The 19,155-nt window shown below is 45.7% G+C and carries 14 protein-coding genes; 6 read left to right on the top strand and 8 right to left on the bottom strand.

What is annotated here, in order from left to right:
* The first annotated feature begins 143 nt into the window (after positions 1 to 143).
* Positions 144 to 803: a DUF1361 domain-containing protein gene (locus tag GWR21_RS25980; protein WP_162334627.1), complete on the top strand. Its 660-nt coding sequence runs from the start codon at positions 144 to 146 to the stop codon at positions 801 to 803.
* 72 nt (positions 804 to 875) lie between these two features.
* Here the strand turns inward: GWR21_RS25980 and GWR21_RS25975 are convergent, their stop codons facing one another.
* Positions 876 to 1,604: an SDR family oxidoreductase gene (locus tag GWR21_RS25975; protein ID WP_162334626.1), complete on the bottom strand. Its 729-nt coding sequence runs from the start codon at positions 1,602 to 1,604 to the stop codon at positions 876 to 878.
* Between the two features lie 207 nt (positions 1,605 to 1,811).
* On the opposite strand from GWR21_RS25975, the gene GWR21_RS25970 reads away from it, so the two are divergent.
* A complete protein-coding gene (locus GWR21_RS25970) occupies positions 1,812 to 2,045 on the top strand; it encodes a hypothetical protein (RefSeq protein WP_162334625.1) in 234 nt (77 codons plus the stop codon).
* A gap of 51 nt (positions 2,046 to 2,096) precedes the next feature.
* On the opposite strand, the gene GWR21_RS25965 is transcribed toward GWR21_RS25970, so the two are convergent.
* The 4 genes from GWR21_RS25965 to GWR21_RS25950 form a co-directional block, all read right to left on the bottom strand.
* On the bottom strand, positions 2,097 to 3,584 hold the full coding sequence (locus tag GWR21_RS25965) for a serine hydrolase (protein WP_162334624.1): 1,488 nt from the start codon (positions 3,582 to 3,584) through the stop codon (positions 2,097 to 2,099).
* A gap of 251 nt (positions 3,585 to 3,835) precedes the next feature.
* The gene (locus tag GWR21_RS25960) at positions 3,836 to 7,432 is read right to left on the bottom strand and encodes a TraB/GumN family protein (protein ID WP_162334623.1); all 3,597 of its coding nucleotides are present in this window, start codon (positions 7,430 to 7,432) and stop codon (positions 3,836 to 3,838) included.
* A gap of 125 nt (positions 7,433 to 7,557) precedes the next feature.
* A complete protein-coding gene (locus tag GWR21_RS25955) occupies positions 7,558 to 9,030 on the bottom strand; it encodes an RICIN domain-containing protein (RefSeq protein ID WP_162334622.1) in 1,473 nt (490 codons plus the stop codon).
* A 446-nt stretch (positions 9,031 to 9,476) separates the two neighbouring features.
* Positions 9,477 to 10,577: a hypothetical protein gene (locus tag GWR21_RS25950; protein ID WP_162334621.1), complete on the bottom strand. Its 1,101-nt coding sequence runs from the start codon at positions 10,575 to 10,577 to the stop codon at positions 9,477 to 9,479.
* 236 nt (positions 10,578 to 10,813) lie between these two features.
* Between GWR21_RS25950 and GWR21_RS25945 the strand changes: the two genes are divergently transcribed.
* Positions 10,814 to 11,164 (top strand): VOC family protein, encoded by a 351-nt coding sequence (locus GWR21_RS25945; protein WP_162334620.1) that lies wholly within the window; start codon positions 10,814 to 10,816, stop codon positions 11,162 to 11,164.
* A 5-nt stretch (positions 11,165 to 11,169) separates the two neighbouring features.
* Here the strand turns inward: GWR21_RS25945 and GWR21_RS25940 are convergent, their stop codons facing one another.
* The 3 genes from GWR21_RS25940 to GWR21_RS25930 form a co-directional block, all read right to left on the bottom strand.
* Positions 11,170 to 11,586 carry a DUF5763 domain-containing protein gene (locus GWR21_RS25940; RefSeq protein WP_162334619.1) on the bottom strand — a complete coding sequence of 139 codons (417 nt, stop codon included), beginning with the start codon at positions 11,584 to 11,586 and terminating at the stop codon, positions 11,170 to 11,172.
* 165 nt (positions 11,587 to 11,751) lie between these two features.
* Entirely contained in the window at positions 11,752 to 12,867 is a 1,116-nt protein-coding gene (locus GWR21_RS25935) for a DUF4236 domain-containing protein (protein ID WP_162334618.1), read from the bottom strand.
* 242 nt (positions 12,868 to 13,109) lie between these two features.
* On the bottom strand, positions 13,110 to 14,345 hold the full coding sequence (locus tag GWR21_RS25930; protein ID WP_162334617.1) for an exo-beta-N-acetylmuramidase NamZ family protein: 1,236 nt from the start codon (positions 14,343 to 14,345) through the stop codon (positions 13,110 to 13,112).
* 287 nt (positions 14,346 to 14,632) lie between these two features.
* Between GWR21_RS25930 and GWR21_RS25925 the strand changes: the two genes are divergently transcribed.
* The 3 genes from GWR21_RS25925 (at position 14,633) to GWR21_RS25915 (ending at position 19,155) form a co-directional block, all read left to right on the top strand.
* Positions 14,633 to 17,071, top strand: a complete 2,439-nt coding sequence (locus tag GWR21_RS25925) for a TonB-dependent receptor (protein ID WP_162334616.1) — start codon at positions 14,633 to 14,635, stop codon at positions 17,069 to 17,071.
* 223 nt (positions 17,072 to 17,294) lie between these two features.
* The gene (locus tag GWR21_RS25920) at positions 17,295 to 17,489 is read left to right on the top strand and encodes a hypothetical protein (RefSeq protein ID WP_162334615.1); all 195 of its coding nucleotides are present in this window, start codon (positions 17,295 to 17,297) and stop codon (positions 17,487 to 17,489) included.
* A 40-nt stretch (positions 17,490 to 17,529) separates the two neighbouring features.
* On the top strand, positions 17,530 to 19,155 hold the full coding sequence (locus GWR21_RS25915; RefSeq protein WP_162334614.1) for a HEAT repeat domain-containing protein: 1,626 nt from the start codon (positions 17,530 to 17,532) through the stop codon (positions 19,153 to 19,155).

Genomic DNA, 19,155 nt, shown 5'->3' with positions numbered 1-19,155 from the left:
AATTCATCTTCCTGATCTCACTTAAATGATCTTACTTTGTATCTCAAAGTTGGCCAAAAGGCCATCTTTTTTTACCTATATACTTTGAAAACCAAAGTACTTTAACAAGTAGTATATACCTATATAAATAGTCAGCGATATTTATGATCAGACATCTCTCTTCTCTGGAAAAAATGTTAATGGTAGCTGTGGCATTTACTATGACACTGCTGGTGGTACGTATTGCATATACCAAGGAACTGACTTATATATTCTATATATGGAATACTTTCCTGGCGGTCTTACCGCTTGTGTTTAGCCATGTGTTACTGCGGCGGAATAAATACAACGGAGGCGCATTACTGCTGCTGACAGGCTGGCTGGCATTCTTCCCCAATGCAGCCTATCTGATCACCGATATTTTTCATTATACGGAAAAGCCACCTGTTCCCAAGTGGTTTGACCTGCTGCTGGTCACGACCGGCGCATGGAATGGATTGTTACTGGGGATCGTATCGCTGATGCAGGTAGAGCAGTTCCTGTTGGGGCATATGCAGAGAAAACGGGTGAACCGGCTGATCATATTAAGTTTCATTCTATGTGGCTATGGCGTGTATATTGGGCGATACCTGCGCTTCAATACCTGGGATACGGTCACGAACCCGCAGACGTTATTACAAACAATTGCCAGTCATGTATTCCTGCCGCATGAGCATTTATCAGTATGGGCATTTACTATTTCCTTCGGCGCGATGTTCGGCATTGTTTATTATACCTTAAAGCAATTTAAAGCAAAGACGATCAGTCTTAAAATAGTTAACTGACATATCCTATCCACACAAAAAAAGGTATTCGCCGCGGCGGATACCTTTTCCTTATTATTTAGCTGTAGAATATTATATCACTGGATTCAGCCTGTTAAATGCACCCTGGATCTCCTGTGGACCAGCCTTTACCATGGCCTCACTAAAGCCAAATGACAGCTCCGTCTCTCCTGCGGCCATCTGTTTAAACACAGCGTCAATAAAATCACTTACCGGGGGTGCTGCATCATGCAGTCCTTTACCACCCAGATCTGTATTCAATGCAGGCGGGATCATCTCGATCACTTCAATACCCTTTCCCTTCAGCAGATAACGGCTGGAGTGCGTAAATGAATGGAAGAATGCCTTGGTGGCACTATAAACCGGCACCCTGGTAAATGGTACGAATGAGAGTCCGGAAGTGACGTTTATAATTGTATTCAAAGAAGGCAGATTGCTGAATAATGCCGTCAGATGTACAGGCGCTTCCACATTTGTCGCAATTTCCTCCTTAGCGCGCTGATAAAAGTCAGCATCTGTAATATTCATCCATTGCTGAATACCCGCATTATTGACTAATACGTTCAGGTCACTATGCTCCTCTTTCACCCAGTCAAGCAATGCAATCCTCTCTTCTGCTGAAGACAGATCGCACACTCTTATGATCACGCCGTTGTGCTTGTCTTGTAATTCCTGTAATACGGACTCCCTTCTGCCACACACAATCACTTCATTTCCTTCCTGCAGAAACCGCTCCGTCAAACCCAGACCGATGCCGCTGGCACCGCCCGTAATGAGGATCTTATTACCTGTTAATGTCATTGCTGTTGTATTTATTTGCTGATTGTAAAGGTACTCCGACTCCTCATGCCGTCACTTACGAATATCAAAGTGTTGCTTACGAAATTCAAACCTTCAGTCTGCTGATAAGAGCCAAATGCATTATACAGGAGCAGCAGACCGGTTCGTTACTTACTTCCCCCTGGCATGATTTTATTATCTATAAATATGAAACAAACCCATCGTGTTATGATAAACAATGATCCAAAAACCAAAGATCCCAAAAAAAATAATGAAGATGCAGCTATTCAGCCTGATCCTGAAACACTGGGACCTGAACCGCAGGAACATATGGAAGGGCCTATTTCTTCTATCATGAAAAAGCTCGAGGAACTCGGAGATGATAATTTCGGGGAAAGTGATGAAGAGGTGAAAGAGAAACAAAAGAAAAGCGGAAATCCTGAAAAGCAGGATAACGATTAGCGGATAAAAATGCCGGATCATGTGAGCATGTTCCGGCATTTATAAAACGATCTAGAAAGGAACACCTTTCTTCAATTGTCCCAGCATCCACACGAGATGTGGATTATCTCCATTGATACCAAGAGACTGCTCATAGTACTTTACAGCCTGTGCAGGCTGACCACTTCTTCTATAAGTTTCTCCCAAACTTTCGTATACCGAAGCTGATGCCGGATACTCTTTCCTATTCAGCTGATGGATCTTTATCGCGTCTTCCATCTTACCAGCCAGGCGCAGGTCATTGCCGATATTGTTCAGCTGCGCTTCTTCAAACACGAACCTGGCATCATGGTTTACCTTCAGTTGTTCGTACAGTCTGATAGCGGCATCCACTCCGGAAGATGTAATTGTGGTGCTGATGGTATCGAGTAATGCCCACTTATATTGATAGGGACGTAAAGGATACTGCCTGTCATCTATTACATGATAGGCGATGTCATTGATCGGGTTCAGGGAATTAGACAAGATGACTACCCCCATTTTCTTATGCAGGTCCAGTAGGACCAGTGATCGGTAACCTGCGGTCGTACCATCCTTCCACAGGAAATGATGCCCCTTCTCTTCAAATGTCGTCCACCCCATCGTTACATCTCCTTCGGTCTTCCCTTTGAATACACGGGGAATATGTGTCAGCTTTACGGCACGGGACAATGTTGTCTTATTCAGCAACAAATGTGCTTCCGCAAAAGTCATCAGATCCGCCAGGTTAGCACGTAATGCACCGGTACCAGCAATGGCCGGCATCTCCCAGTTATGCACCATACGTCCGTATTCATTGTGCGGCGTAGCCAGGCGGGCCTGCTGTCCGGCATTTAATACGATGGTGGTGTTCGGCATCCCCAGCACCTGACAGATACGGTCCTTCACCATATCTTCATAACTCATATGCGCTGTTTGCGCCAGAATATGGCCTAATAACCCATAACCACTGTTAGAGTAGCTGAAACGGGAACCTGGGGCATTCGTCAGCTTAAACCGGGAGATATAATCAAATAATTCGGCGGTTGTATAGTCAGCAAACGGATTCGCTTCATCAGTACCCCGGTAGTTATCCGGCATACGGGGAAAACCACCGGTAGCATGACAGGACAGGTTCAGCAAGGTAATGGGCTGCCCATTCCATGTTGGTGCCTTTACTGAATCCGGCAGAAACTTTGAAATGGGGTCATCCAGGTTTAACTCCCCACTCAGGCTCATATCTGCCAGTATCAGGGAAGTAAATACTTTTGTCACTGAGCCGATCTCGTACATGGTGCCGGTATCGGGCTTCACCCGATGTACTTCACTCTGTATACCCGCACTGAAGACAGTCCGTTTTCCGGTAGAATCAATCATACCGAGGATAATACCAGGCGTTCTTTTATGCGCGACCTCTGTGTCCAGTATGTCCTGGATACGGGCTGGCGTGATCTGTCCCATGCTTTTACCGGCCGACAACACTACTATAAAGATCGACAGCCATCTTATGAAGAAATAACGGGTTGGGTGGAATATTGCCATACAAACATTTTATAGATAACGAGAGATATGTGTCTATGGTTTACAATATAGCAATAACAATCGGCTGTTTAACATCAAGCATATACTTTTACCATTTAACGGAACAAATTACTCTATTAAAATTCAAGTAGCAGGGCAACTTCATATTCATTAAAAGGATCACCAAAAGACCTACGAACAACAGCTGGTAAAACACAACGCCGCCGGAATATACCGGCGGCGTTGTGCAGCTACATATCTATTTCGTACCATTATTCTTCTTCATGGCGGTGCTGCTCCTCCAGGTATTCTTTATACGCTTTCATCGCTTCTGCTGTCAGTGCTTTTTTATTCTTCACTATTTCAGCATCCTCCACAGTATGGAACAGGTCCGGATCTGTATTGAACTTTTTGGTATCAAGCGGCTGCGGACCGCTGAAGATATATGTCCAGTCTTCACTTTCGGTCTCTTTGTACCGGTATAAGATCAGCCATTCTGCCGGCTTCTTCTCTTCCTGTACTTTTATGCGGGTCACCACTTCGATGTCTGTTATACTGATTTCATCAAATACCTGCGTCAGGTAATAGGTTAACAACAATTGCCCCACCAGCTCCTGGGTTAGCAGGTGATTCAGCCTGGGAAGTTGCTTATCATTCTCCATGTCACTGAAGAAATCATAGCCAACATTATAGTCATTCAGAATACTCTTCAGCACTTTATCATCAACACGTGCACCGTGATTGATCAGTCCACGTGCACCGAGTGCGCGTATTGCCATCAGAGAGTCTGTCACTAATCTGCTGAAGATCTCAGCTGGCACCTGCACATCCGGAGACGCCAGTATGCTTCCTGTACTCAGCACGCGATAGGTACTTATCTCTTCCCTTGCTTCATCTCCCCTATCAGCGTCCAGTGCTTTGAGCTGACGTTCAAACAAGGGTATCATGCGTGGTATCAGTTTGTCGAGACCATTTTGTGTAATACGGGGCGCCAGCCAGATAGAATCATAGTAAGCGTGATAAACAAAATGCTGCAGCACGGTATTGGATTGCTCAGCAGCAGCTATGATACCTGGCAGGTATTTATCGTATAGATCCGCATTATCCAGGTTATAAGTGAAAATATTATTCTCTGCCGGCGTCCCTTCCGCGATCGCTGGCGCCAGGCGGATGAACGTCCTGATCGAGCTATCCGTAGTAAGATTTGACAGGAAGTTTAATACGTATACCCGTACAGTTGTATCCTTTATTGCCGTAAAGAGCTTTTCTGCGGTACTTACCAACAGATCATCCTCTTCATCGTCCATCGTCATGAGCAACTTTGTTCTCACAATGCCGTTCGTATCATTAGGGAAGGGCTGTTGCAATGCCTCCTTGACGATCTTTCTGTCGAGACTATCCGGTTCAAAACCGGATAGATAACCAAGGGCATGATTGAATACAGCCGTATCGCTGCTTTGCAGGTCGGACATCAGCCATCTCACTTTATTATTTTCCAGCCTGAGTGTATCGGCCAGTTGCTGCTTCCCCGGACGGAATGAGGCAAACAGCTGTTGTGCAGTACGTGCCGGAGTCACTTCATCTGGTATAAAGGCCGACAGGCAGTAAATAGTATGACCGGCCACCAATGCATGCCGGTATATCGTCTGATTGGTCTTAGACATTTTCATTTCCACATCATAGACAGGCCGGCCGTCTATCACCGACTTTTTATTGGCCACCATCATGATCGTACTATCTGCGGAGGTAAGGAAACCCTTCAGCAGACTATCAGGTGACTCGCTGTAGTAAGGTGAATAGCTTGTCACGGATATGATATAGGATGCAAAAGATGCGGTATCGATGACAGTGTAAATCCTGCTGTCATCATCAGATGCGGAATTATACTTATACAAACGGAAAGCATCCGGCCCTTTTACGGTGAAACTGCTGTCTGGTGCTTCAAATGCAACACTGATAGGTTGTGCGTGCAGTGGCAGTATGCGGAAGTCTTCCAGGAAACGCTTCCAGTAGCTACTATCTGTATGCTGCGCGTCGTAGGTACACTGCAGGGTGTAAGCCAGGTTACCTCTTGATATGAAATGCAGCCGGGAAATAAATCCGCTATGATGGCTATATTTCAACCGGAACAGGGTATAGCCATCCTGCTTCGTTACAACGGAGTCTATCAGCTGCATAGTAGTATCCTGTCTGAGCAATACATTACGGATGCCTACCAGCGAAGCGGCATCATCTATATTGTAGTACCCGCTTTTCATTTTCTCCACGCGTACGACGTAAGAGATGTTATTCCCGTCGTCGAGTGCAGTATATGCTTCTACAGGACGAGAATCGCCTTCATGATGTGCCTTTATATAATTAGCGTCGGAAGGCATGATGGCAGAGAAACCGAGTTCGGGGCGGTATAGAGAGTCGTAGACACTGGTGGCCCTGACGATATCATAGAAACGAACTGATTTAAAGAACTCCACCCTTGCACTACTATCCGCAGCATCAGTTGCATACATGAAAACAAACGCCCTGTTCTTACGCATGAAAAGACGCAGATAAAAAGGGATCTTACCCTGCATCATAATGGCCTCTGTACCGGGAATATCTCTGTATACGATAGGATAAGATCTCTGTAAAGTAGCTTTTCCCTGTGCCGCCATACCCTGAATGATCATATCGCCGAGCTCCTGCTGGTCCTTTCCTAGTTGCGGCAGGTCCATGGTCAGTGCAAATGAGGCTTCATTGTCATTAGTACCCACATACATCTTCCTGTTCATACCCGGAATGGGATAGGTTACCGGCACCCCAGGAAACACGACACTATATCCGTCAGACATCTTGTTCATGGTATATCCTTTCACACTATCCAATCGCCGGCGCTCCTGCTGCGCAATACCCGTGAAGGTAGCCTTTACAGGGTTCACACTAAGTCCTTTGGCACGAAGCAGGGCGATCATACCTTTATCACCAGCCAGGTGGGCAGCACCTACTGCCGCAAAAAAACTTTTTGTACGGATGAGTGCAGCCAGATTATCCGCCATTTCAACGTTACGTTTATTCAGGCTCAATCCTTCGCCGGCATCTGCGTGATCTACCAGCCGGTGTATCTGTTCCGGGTCACCTGCGTAGTACAGGTTCACCAGTGAGTCCATGAATTTCACGCGGGCATTAAAGAGTTCTTTGTCTCCTGGTCTTTCAGCAGGGGCTACATTATACCCCAGCTCTTCGAGGAAAATATCTTTCTGCAGCTCCGATACATCTGCACTCATAAAAGCGAGCTGATTATTCAGCTTTTCCAGGCTATGTACCGGCTTACCCATAAAAGTGGCTTTCTGGTGTAACCAGCCATCCAGGAAGATATTCTCAGCCTTTGCTCCCGCACCGGCAGTTTTACTGATCACGGCATCTTCTTCCTGTAATAGTTTTTCAATGAACCATAATCTTTTCAGGTTTAGCTGGTCAATGCTGACGCCTGCTTTTTTCTTCACTAAACTATCCACAAAACGGTATTCGGCCACTGTTAGTAACCTGCGCATATAGTTAACAGTATCCTGCAAAGGACCTCCCGGAGAGAGCATATACGCCATAGCGGAATCCATGTCTACTTCCATTGCAAACGCATCTGCGCTCCGTAGTGCCAGCAATACAGAATCACTGAATTCAAATACCCTTCTTTCCGTGAGGTGCATAGTACCGAACAGGTAGGAAGGTGTATTGATACCTGACCCTTCGATCCGCCACAATAACTGATAGTCAGCCCTTTTCGCATGTTGCGCCTGTGAAAGCAGTGGGGACAACAAAGCTAACAGTACAAGCCATGTGGTGAGGAGGAATGATCCGGCGGCTCTCCGCCGGAAATAGGTGTAGCATACTAACATATTTACAAAAATAATAAAGTATTTATATGTCAACAGTACTTTATTCAGGATATAATAATAACAAAAGAGACCGCATCCACAAGGGATACACGGCCTCTCTCATTATCAATGGATAAAGTAAATGATCAGGGTGCAGCGATCTGCCACTGCTGATTGGCACCGCTGTTCCAGTTCCATTGAATGATGCTGCCACCATTGGCGGTTGACTGGCCATTGACATCCAATGCCATACCGCTGTTCCTGTTTAAGATCTTATAATATCCGAACCCAATATCAATGATCTGCCATTGCTGGTTATTACCACCAGCGTAATCCCACTGGATGACGCCGGCACCGGCGGTAGCAGACTGTCCGTTCACATCCAGCGACTTACTACTGTTACGGTTGATCACTGAAAAGTAATTGCCTGTCTGCGCGTTGAACCGCCATTGCTGGTTCAGGCCGGCCCAGTAATCCCACTGGTCAATTGCCGCGCCATTGGTAGTTAACTGGTTATACACTTCGAGCGATTTACTGCTATTTTTATTGATCACTTTATAATAACTACCCGCCGTAAAGGACGCATAAGGAGGGGTAATAGTTCCGGTACCCCATGCATACTTTAACCGCGTAAGGCCGGAATTGTTGTTAGTGGATAAAGAAGTTCCGTTCGCAGTGAACATACTATAGGTATCGCCTGTTCGCAGACCGGGCCAGTACACGCAACCCACACCCAGTTCGCGGAGGGAATTGGTCATCCCCTGGAGATAGGTATTATTCACATTAGAGCCGGGTGCGCCGGTATAATTGGTACCATCGGTCATTACCGTACCGAACTCTGTCACGATAGTTCTGGCGGGATAGGCCAGTGATCTTACAGGCTGTTCCCAATCGGCCGTCGTGGTCTTACTGGCCTCGAACCAGGTATAATCATGAAATGACAGCAAACAGCCATCAAAACGGGTATCTGCCCCTACGGTATTTACACCGGTAGAATACCCCGTACCGTCCAGGACAAACCGACCTTTCGGAATCGTGGGGTAACGGGTTACGAATTGGTTATAGAGGTTCAGCAGATCGGTAGCGCTATATCCGTGCGGCTCATTAAAACATTCAAAATAGATCAGTGGATTGGCGCCATAGGCCGCCACTATAGTGTCCCACATCTGCCAGAAAGTAGTAGTATTGTCTATCAGGCCGTTACGGGAGGAAGCCCCCTCCCAGTAGGCCAGTAATACCTTCATATTCTTTGCGGAAGCTTTGTCGATCGCCCCTTTGTAAGACTGCCACCAGGCATTTAATACGGTAGGCGGATTAACGGGCAGGCGTACGGTATTGGCGCCGGCTGTTTGAAAACCACTCAGGATGTAATCGGCTTTCGACTGGATAGTAGCGTTGTTGTCATTGATAGTGGTACCGGAAAGTACCAGTTCATCGTCGGCAAAGTTATCCCGCATATCGGCCCAGTTCACGCCTTTAAAATCGGATGAGGGCAAGGCTGCAGCAGCTACGGCAGCAATAGCGGGAGCCTCCAGGGTATTGGCGAGGTTCTTTTCCATGTCCTTCTGACAGGCAAAAAGTGTAGTTGCAAATACAAGCAACAAGCGTTTTCTTTTCATACGTGAAATTTATAAATGATGAAATATGAGGGTTATTCCGTCTGTTTAGGAAATACTGTTGCATCATCACGCAACAGCAAAAAAGACTTGGGTTGTTCACCGGGCATTTTCGTCGTTTCTATAGCGCTTGGCCGTCGCTTGTTCGTCGCTTGTTCGTCGCTTGTTATACCCTTCCGGCCCTGGACACTTTTTACCAGGATATCCTTCGGGGAAATGGATCATTTACCAGATCAAAACACTTTTTTTATTCGAAGACAGTAGTACAACAGGAAAATAAAATAACTGACGAACAATGCGCACCCGGCGGGTACACCGGGCATATTTAGTGCTGTCAGATTATTAATTGTAATTTTTACAATTAAATGTAAGGACTCCGGGCGAGTCAGCAAAATCTTTATAAGGGGATAAGTGACGTAAATTATTTTTCACCCCTGACCACAATAGTTCTATTCCCCGTCGAACAATGGCTGGTTCCAGGTGATACGGGTGATCTTGTTCCCTTTTATGATCAGGGTAATGGCGACGTATGTGTCATTCCAGGTACCCGTAGATATATTTACGAGTTGTATCTCACCATATCCATTCGTACTGGCAGAATAGGGGGAAAAGCTTTCGTTAAAAAAGGGATGTACAATGGTGGTCATGTCCTGATCTATTTCACACAGAAAGGTTTGCTGTCTCCAACTGCCCAGAGAAATAAAGCGGTCTTCTATACTAAAGATGGCATGCACCACCAGTCCATAGACATCAAATACGCTCACCGCATGTTTTGCCGTATCGGCGGCCTTTCTGTCCATCCAGCGCATGGTTCCATAGGACATTTCTGACGCACACTCAGACAGTTTCCGGGGATCGGCTATTTCCACAAGATCACTGGAACCAGACATGTGTCGCAAAGATGAAAGCACGTAATACTTACCTGCCTTCTTCAATACTGACCTTGCACAACCAGCGCCGGTAAAATAGGTGCTACCTGTTCTTTTATCAAAGAAATATATCATTCCACCCCATTCACCATGACATTCTGAATAACAGAAATAATCCTCATCTTCATAAAGAGGTGTAGTTTCTTTTACTGTCGCCGGCGCTTTATAAGTCTCCCAGGTATTTGCAGCCGTAAAATAAAACGGTTGTTCTGCAGATTGTGCTATCAATTGATTATTTAGTATCTGGTGAGAACACCATATTTTTGTATTCAGCTTTTTTTCAAATTCCTCATTCCTGGACAGATCATCCGGGCGGTAACATGTGAAACGGCCGGATGCAGACAGAATAACCAGATTATCTCTAAACAATACAGCGCCAGCAATAGAACGCGCACACCTACCGGGAGTTTTGATAATGGTATCTTTCAATACCAGCGGAAGTGGTTGGTCACTCAGGCTGATCGTATACTTCTCGTCTCTGGGAAAAAATTTTCGGGGAAACGTGTCTTCGTGATACGGTTTTGTCATCCGGCTGACCATTTGATCAAAGGTAACAGGCTGTTGCGCAAAGGCGGAAGAGATAAAAAGTATAAAGAGAAAAAGGAGTGTATATTTTTTCATACTAACAGGTACATTCAAAATACGAAGATCGCTCTCCTGCGGGCGGTATTTAACCCGGGTTCGCCGACATAGGCGGTTACTAACAAGATAAGCAGGAAAGAAACAGCGTTTCATATCGGTATATTACAGGGATATTCCACCCGAAGATAACACGTACATTGTTATTAGCCATTATTATTTGGTATTGTTCTATCTTCGGGAACACATGATGTTATCCACCAATAAAGTACATAATTATGCAATTCAAATCTCTGGCACCATTTGTACCATCCGGCAAAAATTTTAACGCCTCCAAACAGTTCTTCCAGGAACTTGGCTTTCAAATCGGCTGGGATTCCGGCGACTATGTGAGCTTTGAGAACAACGGCTGCACATTCATCCTTCAGAAATTTGACAACCAGGCATTCGCTGAGAACCTGATGCTTACCGTAGGAATTGAAAATGCAGATGCTTTCTGGAAAGAGGTATCAGAGAAACAATTGCCGGAGAAATATGGCATTAAGCTCAGTAAGCCCATCCAGCAGCCCTATGGCAAAGAAGTGAATATTATTGACATCGCAGGCGTATGCTGGCATTTTGTAGAATAGTTGTATTACTCCGGCTGATGCTGAAAACAGTAACCGTTGGCGATACTGGTCATGTGTTTGCAGCGTGTCCCTCTTTTTGTCGTACCCTGACACCGCACGGTCTCACCGGTTCCCGCCGCTTTGTTAGCCGGTGCTGAGGCAGTATGAACTGATGCCGGATGACAGATCTTACATGGCTCCAGTCCCTGTTGCTCTGCTGCTGTCACAGTCAACTGTTCGGACACGTTCCTTACCGTATGACAGTCGGCGGTATGGTACTTCCTTCCATGAGGTGTTTTATAGACAGTGGTTGACTGAACACGATTGTCGGGACTATATTCCTTTCCATGCGTTGTTTCATATCCATCCGGCAACCGGCGATGCGTGCCGGGAAGAAATAATACCAGGAGCCATACTATTAGTAAAAGTATGGCTGCTTTCATCCACCGCGTTTGACGGTCTTTTCTGTAAGGGGGGGTATTCATGGGGATATGCTTGAGGGGATACATGGTGCTCATAGCAGGATAAGATAGGCTTTCCACAAATTCACATAAGGACAGATATATGTCTGATATATCTGTCCGTACTAATAAGGTCCAATATAGTGATTAGCTAACTGACCGGATATAATTCGATAATGCATGACCAAATGATTCTGTTGCCTCATAGTTGCTGAACTCATATTCTTCGTGCATTCCTTGTTTCGTTTTCAAAGAAATCCTTCCATATCTTACAACAGGGATCTGATAATTACCTTTGAAACGCTTATCAGGCGTCCCATTCTTGTTGACCTTCGCCCAGGTCCTGTCTATCACTTTACTATCCGCAGGTACAACACCATCTTCTATAAAACGAACAGCACCGAAGTCAAACTGGAGTTCATCCAATCCAATAATACCAAACTGGTCATGTGAATCATACATGACAATGAACCCGGGATAAAAATACAGGTCTGCGCCATTTGCATTTTTTAACCATAAAGGGTTTACATCCGACTTAATATCCGGAATATCTTTAATAGCGATAGCTACTTCTGTTTTCATCACCAGTGTCGATGCTGCCGACCTCGCAGCCACCCTGTTCTGGCTGGTCGCAGCTGTTACATCCCAGACCTTCTTTGACTGGGACAATAGCTTAAAAGCTTCCGAAAGAGAATCGAACTTAGCTTTTATATCAGCATCAAATTCCACGTCCATCCGCATACAGCTGTTATCTATCTGTTCATTTATCTGTTCTACTGCTTCCTGCTGAGCCGTTATAGTTTCCCTGATCTTTTGTCTGACAGACTTCGCAACAAGGCCTATCAGGAAGACATAGGAAAATACCAGTTTAATACGGGATAGACCAAGTGAAGATTTCACTTTTTCGAGATCAGCCATCAATTCCTTCTTCTGACGATGCGCAGCAATGATCGTTTCCTTAACACCCTTCATGTCATTGCTGGTAACTTCGTTAGGTGCCACACTGAATATGTTGCCCCGGCGCTCCGGTTCCAATGTAGTTACTTCAGGCGTATCATATACGGGGGGTGCAGCACCTGCCGGTGACAGTCGCTGTCTGTTGCGAATACCTAATGCGGGGATACTCGTATTCAGGTAGGTACCGCCGGGGCCAATATTCAAACTGGCGCCTTTAACGCCAATAGTTGTACTAATGCCTTTGCGGCTGATATTTAGGTGAACACCGGGGATAATCTTTATTCTTTTTCTATAGCTCCATGCCATGGAATGATGTTTTAGGGATCAAAATGTTTTTCATATACGGAGCAAATATCAAAGAAATGCCCGCACAGGCAAACAGTCTGACCCAAAAACCGGAAAAATCCCCTATTTCTGATTTTAAGAACAACCTGATTTTGCAAGATCTATGTAGACAGATCGAAATGTAACTGCTAATTACCTGAATACCCAAATAACGAAGGGGCATGGATAACCAATGCCCCTTCGTTCATATTAAAGATGACGTATTACGGATACAAAAGATATTGCTTACGCATCTCCTTATACTTAGACAGCCCCGGCTCCCACGATGCCCTGATCTCATCCGCCGTCTTCCCTGCAATGATCTGCCGTCTAAATTCATATACACCTGCCAGCATATCAATATTCCCAATCTGATTGCTTACTGTTCTGTCAAAGAAATGTGCCTTATCCGGATAAGCCTTGTATAAACTAATCATCCAGTCGAGATTGATACGCCCTTCACTGCGCAACTTTGCCGTATTGTACTTTCTCAGATCCAGTCCGTAACAGGCCTTGTTCATATGCAGGGGTGTTTCGCTCATTCCGCGGATACTCTCCGGCGTAAAGGAAAAAGAAAACTTTCCTTTTAATGCCGGACTACCCAACACTGTGAACGGAAAATATGTTCCCCGTCCCTGACTGATCACTGTTCCTTCAAATAAACAGACAGACGGGTATAATAAGATACTTTGCTGTGTATTCAGATTAGGAGAAGGTGGTACAGGAAGGATATATTCCATCTCATGCTGATAATGCTTCAACGGGATAATTTTCAGGCGACAGGTCTTGCCGCCGGGCAACCAGCGTTCCCCATTGATCATCTGGGCAAACTCCGCAATGGTCATCCCATGTGCTATCGGAACCGGGAACTGCCCGATACCTGACTTTAGCCGCATATCAAGTACCGGACCATCTATCAGATAGCCATTCGGGTTAGGACGATCCAATATCATCAGCTCCTTATTCTGCTCAGCACAACCCTCCATCACATCTCTCAGCACATTGATATAAGTATAAAAACGGCAGCCCACATCCTGGATGTCGAATATGACAATATCCACATCTTTCAGATCGCTGGCAGAAGGCTTACGTCTTGTACCATATAATGACACGACTGGCAAACCGGTAGCCGCATCTTTCTCATCTTTTACTTTCGCCCCATTACTGGCATTCCCCCGAAAACCATGTTCTGGTCCGAATATTTTCACGATACGAACACCTCTCTTCAGCAGACTATCCACCAGGTGTGTATGGCCTATGATCGTGGTCGGATTGGCCAGTACGGCCACCCTTTTACCTTTCAGGTAAGGGAGATAGGCCGCAGTCTGGTCGGCACCAGTAATGATCGGCTCTGCTTCGCCGGTACAGACGGAAGTTTTCTCAATATTCTTATCAAGAGACGCATATGCTGACGTGGCAAAGAGTATGATAAGCGCAGTGATGGTGAATACTATCTTCATATGAACTGGTTTCGTTAACAAGTTACAAATTCATGTAACAAAATGCGACTTCTTCTATCAGCAGGATGGCTGATAAAACAACAGTCTTATCATATGCGAGAAAAAACCCATACCTGCTCCGGCATCCACTTTAATTAACAGATATCGATACTATCTTCACATAGTCATTACTATTAATAGTAATGGGTGCATTTTTTTCCCGATAGCGTAAAAAGATTTCCCGAATATATAACCAGCCACTACCCATCATGGTACAACTTTGCGGGCCTCTAAACCAATGTATATATATGAGATTTCTTCAGACGCTACTTTTAATGCTACTGGCTTTTAGTCCATGTGTGCTCTCCGCACATACTACGGAAGACGGAAACGGACTCATTAAAGGTACAGTTACTACAACTGACGGCAAACCGGCCATGATGGTAACTGTAATACTTAAAAACACCAAGAAATCAGCCCTAACGGATGAAAATGGTGTTTTTGTACTGAACAATGTAAAACCGGGCAATTATACATTACAGGTAAGACTCGTAGGACATGCACCCAAAGAAGAAACGGTACTTGTCACTGCAGATAACACAACGGAAATAACGGTGATGCTTGCTGTGTCGGACATTCAGCTGAAGGAAGTAGAAGTCGCTACTGGTCGCAGCAAGTTCGCTAAAAAAGAATCTCAATATGTTGCGCGCCTGCCATTGGCAAATCTCGAAAACCCACAGGTCTATAACGTGGTTTCCAAAGAACTGATGCAGGAACAGGTGATCACTAACTTTGACGATGCACTTAAAAATACACCTGGTGTAACCAAACTGTGGTCTTCTACAGGCCGTCCTACTGACGGTGCCGGTTACTTCTCTATGCGTGGTTTTGCGGTACAGCCCACTATGATCAATGGCATTCCGGGTCTGACCAATGGTGGTATTGATCCTGCTAACGTGGAAAGGATCGAGTCTATCAAAGGCCCTTCCGGCACGCTCTTTGGCAGCAGCTATATCTCTTTTGGTGGTTTGCTGAACATCGTTACTAAAAAGCCTTACGAAACTTTTGGTGGTGAAGTGAGCTACACTGCAGGTGGATATGGCCTGAGTCGTGTAACGGCTGATGTAAATGCGCCGCTGAACAAAGATAAAAGTGCATTACTGCGTGTAAATGCGGCTTACCACAATGAGGGCAGCTTCCAGGACGCTGGTTTCAAAAAGTCCTTCTTCTTTGCTCCAAGCCTGTCCTACAAGGCAAGTGATAAATTATCCTTCCTGGTGAACGCCGAGTTTTATAACGCAGAAGCCACCAACCCAATGATGCTGTTCCTGAACAGATACCGGCCGCTGATCGCACGTACACCGGATGAATTACACATGGATTTCAACAGGTCTTACACCAGCAATGACCTGACACATAAAACGCCTACAGTAAATCTGTACGGACAGGCCACCTATAAGATCTCTAACAACTGGACGTCTCAGACCGTACTGGCGAGAAGCAGCCGTAAAAGCGATGGCTATTACTCTTACGTGATGTTCCTGGATATGGGTCCGGCTGGCATTGGCGCTAATGATACATTAGCCAGCCGTTTTGCCTACAACCAGAACTCTACGACCACTACCACTAATATCCAGCAGAACTTCATCGGCGACTTCAGGATCGGTAACATGCGTAACCGCGTCATCTTCGGTCTGGATTTCAATGATCAGAGCACAGTGAATAACAACAGCGCCTATGCACTGTTTGACTTCGTAAACGTAAGCCGCAATGACGATCCGCGTTATGGCCAGATCAACAAAGCCGCTGTAGATGCGAATCTTGCCGGGCAGCCTGTTACTAAGGATGGTAACAGCGCACAGGTATATAGCGCATATATCTCCAACGTACTGAATATCACTGACGCGTTCAGCGCTATGGTAAGTGTACGTGTTGACCGCTACGAAAATAAGGGATACACCGACTTCTCTACCAATACCACTTCTGATAAATACGGTCAGACGGCTGTATCTCCGAAATTCGGTCTGGTATACCAGGTGTTAAAAGATAAAGTAAGTGTATTCGGTAACTACATGAATGGCTTCAGCAATGTAGCACCGGGTCAGCGTGTACTGCCTGAATATACCAACATCTTCAAACCACAGCAGGCTAACCAGTGGGAAGGTGGCGTGAAAGTAGATGCATTCGATCACAAACTGGCCCTGACTGCCAGCTACTACGACATCCTGGTATCTAACATGACCCGCCAGATCACTGTAGAACGCGAGGGTACTGCCTATAACGTGACCATACAGGATGGTAAACAGAAAAGTAAAGGTGTTGAATTTGACGTAATTGCCACTCCGCTGCCAGGACTGAACATCGTAGCAGGTTATAGCTACAATGACAGCAAGTCAACAGAAATAGAAAAAGAATTCCTAAACAGAAGACCTGTTTCCGCAGGCCCGGCTAGCATGGCAAATGCCTGGATCAGCTATAGCTTCGTTAAGGGTGCTGTAAAAGGTCTTGGTCTGGGCCTCGGTGGTAACTACGCCAGCGACAATAAGATCACCAACGGACTGACCACCGGCGTATTTACACTGCCTTCCTATACTGTACTGAATGCATCTGTGTTCTACAATGCGAAAGCTTATCGCCTGGGTGTGAAACTGGATAACCTGACCAATAAGGAATATTTCAGTGGCTGGACTACCCTGGAAAAACAGATGCCAAGACGTCTTTCTGTGAATGCTACTTTCAGGTTCTAACACCGTCTGCTCCTAATTATAACGGCAAAACATATAAAAAGAAAGGCCCGGGTTCAATAATGAACCCGGGCCTTTCTTTTTTATTTTACGTTTGACAATAAAATAGATATGCGCCGGAAATATAACCCTTTGAGAAAATTCGGGGGATCAAATAAAATGCAATTGTTATTTTTGACCGGTAAACGTTTGCTATTTATTTTGTAGCCTCATAAACCCGGAAGTCATGTCAACAACCCTGTTCGAAAAATTACTGGAAAATAGTTATACCGAACAACAGCGCGTAACCTTATTTTTGTCAGGCGCCACGGTGCATGGCATTGTCAGCACCCTGCACCCCGGCATAGTGGAGATCAGGACGGCCGAAGGTAAACGCTGTTTTATCAGAACAGAAAAAATAGAGGCGATAGAGATAGTATGATCGTACTCTTTTATTAATAATCATATCTAATTGGAAAAGGATGGACAATGCGACTCAACATTCCCTGCCGGGACTGATCCGGAAAGTGCTGGGCAGCCCACACTCGGAACAGGTGATCAAGACCCAGATCATACAGCTGGCATCACAAAACCTGCATGTACCCGAAGTGACCACGGCACTGCTGGAAGTGCTACCACAAACCAGGGACAAAGAAACCCGCGATAAACTGCTATTCTTTCTGTCTTCACTGAATACATCCCGGTTTACAGAGCTGAGTGCCTTCTTCGATGCACTGCTGCATGTATTTCAGCAGGAAAAAGACCGTGATGTGCGTACTGCATTGTTATATCGCCTGCAGGAAGGACTACACCAGGATAGTCGCCTGGCTGGCTTCTTTATTACATTATCAGCAGATACTCAACTCAGTGAGCAGGAACAACTGGCGGTACAGGATGCTTTATCCACCTTGCCGGCTGTTACAGAAGACATTGCGCTCGCCGCACTGGAAAAAAACCGTTACGCACCTACGGTATTGCAGCAACAGGCACTTTCCCTGGCAGAGAAATGTCCTTCGTGGGGTGCAGCTATCGTCACCGCCTTACAGTCATACCTGGATGTTAAAAACGACAGCGCAATACGTATACGGGTATTAAAACGCCTGGCAGATGCGAAAATGCTCGATACCGCCTATGCGCCATTGCTGATACGCGTACTGCGTACAGATAACGATCCATACATGCGTACACACGCATTGACAGCCCTGCAACGCATAAGGTCATGGAACGGCGATATCGTGGCACAGGTGTACTGGTCAGCTACGAAAGATAGTGATGAACACATCCGTCAGCAGGCATTGTTACTGCAAAAGGAAATGCCGGAACTCAGTAACGAACTACTTATACAACTGGCAGAGACCCTAGCTTCAGACCGTTCGGAAGGTGTAAGGATCACCGTGCTGGAGCTGCTCAAACCATTGATGCGATTACCTGAAATACGTAATGCGGTTGCTGCATCATTCAGTGCCCACCCAGGTGTTTTTGATGATGAGGAGTTCAATCAGCTGGTCGATATGCTTGCTCCATATGCAGGCAGAGATGCCAGTATCAGCGCATTGCTGCTAAATGGCATCAAAGAAATTAACAATACCGCACAACGTAAAAAAGTATTGTCACTGCTGATCGGCAGACTGAAGACCGAACAGGTGCTGGCACCACTGTTACAGCTCTTTGTGAAGGAAAGAGACGAACAACTGCGGGAGATCTTATTTAACCAGGTAAAAGCATTATCCGTGGCGCGTCATCCTGAACTGGTAGATATCTTCTGTGCGGAACTGACTGAACCAGGTTCTCCGTTCAGGGTTAGCTGTGCCGGTACACTGGCAGGTGTAGCGGAGCTTTATCCACAGATAGTTCCGGCCCTGGAAGATGTATTGTTATACGATACCGAAAGGGAACTAGTACGACTTTGCCTGGATGGATATCTGCGCCCTGGCGTAACACAACGTTTTGATGTATTATTATCCGTTGTACGGAATGAGATGATAGACTCGCTGTCCCGGCAGAAAGCCCTGGACGCATTACTGAAATTAACACTGGATGCCAGTCAGCAGGATGCTCTTACAGATGCGCTGGCAGGTATTAAACCCAATACGCTGAAAACATCCTGA

Origin of the sequence: Chitinophaga agri, from assembly GCF_010093065.1 — a bacterium.
Taxonomy (GTDB): Bacteria; Bacteroidota; Bacteroidia; order Chitinophagales; family Chitinophagaceae; genus Chitinophaga; species Chitinophaga agri.
Note: the sequence above shows the minus strand (reverse complement) of the source record. Positions and strands in the feature narration are given on the sequence as shown.

What these genes read in the sequence shown, in the direction of transcription:
- GWR21_RS25980 (WP_162334627.1), top strand. Translation starts at nt 144, where the DNA reads ATGATCAGACATCTCTCTTCTCTGGAAAAAATGTTAATGGTAGCTGTG.
- GWR21_RS25975 (WP_162334626.1), bottom strand. Translation starts at nt 1,604, where the DNA reads ATGACATTAACAGGTAATAAGATCCTCATTACGGGCGGTGCCAGCGGC.
- GWR21_RS25970 (WP_162334625.1), top strand. Translation starts at nt 1,812, where the DNA reads ATGATAAACAATGATCCAAAAACCAAAGATCCCAAAAAAAATAATGAA.
- GWR21_RS25965 (WP_162334624.1), bottom strand. Translation starts at nt 3,584, where the DNA reads ATGGCAATATTCCACCCAACCCGTTATTTCTTCATAAGATGGCTGTCG.
- GWR21_RS25960 (WP_162334623.1), bottom strand. Translation starts at nt 7,432, where the DNA reads ATGTTAGTATGCTACACCTATTTCCGGCGGAGAGCCGCCGGATCATTC.
- GWR21_RS25955 (WP_162334622.1), bottom strand. Translation starts at nt 9,030, where the DNA reads ATGAAAAGAAAACGCTTGTTGCTTGTATTTGCAACTACACTTTTTGCC.
- GWR21_RS25950 (WP_162334621.1), bottom strand. Translation starts at nt 10,577, where the DNA reads ATGAAAAAATATACACTCCTTTTTCTCTTTATACTTTTTATCTCTTCC.
- GWR21_RS25945 (WP_162334620.1), top strand. Translation starts at nt 10,814, where the DNA reads ATGCAATTCAAATCTCTGGCACCATTTGTACCATCCGGCAAAAATTTT.
- GWR21_RS25940 (WP_162334619.1), bottom strand. Translation starts at nt 11,586, where the DNA reads ATGAAAGCAGCCATACTTTTACTAATAGTATGGCTCCTGGTATTATTT.
- GWR21_RS25935 (WP_162334618.1), bottom strand. Translation starts at nt 12,867, where the DNA reads ATGGCATGGAGCTATAGAAAAAGAATAAAGATTATCCCCGGTGTTCAC.
- GWR21_RS25930 (WP_162334617.1), bottom strand. Translation starts at nt 14,345, where the DNA reads ATGAAGATAGTATTCACCATCACTGCGCTTATCATACTCTTTGCCACG.
- GWR21_RS25925 (WP_162334616.1), top strand. Translation starts at nt 14,633, where the DNA reads ATGAGATTTCTTCAGACGCTACTTTTAATGCTACTGGCTTTTAGTCCA.
- GWR21_RS25920 (WP_162334615.1), top strand. Translation starts at nt 17,295, where the DNA reads ATGTCAACAACCCTGTTCGAAAAATTACTGGAAAATAGTTATACCGAA.
- GWR21_RS25915 (WP_162334614.1), top strand. Translation starts at nt 17,530, where the DNA reads ATGGACAATGCGACTCAACATTCCCTGCCGGGACTGATCCGGAAAGTG.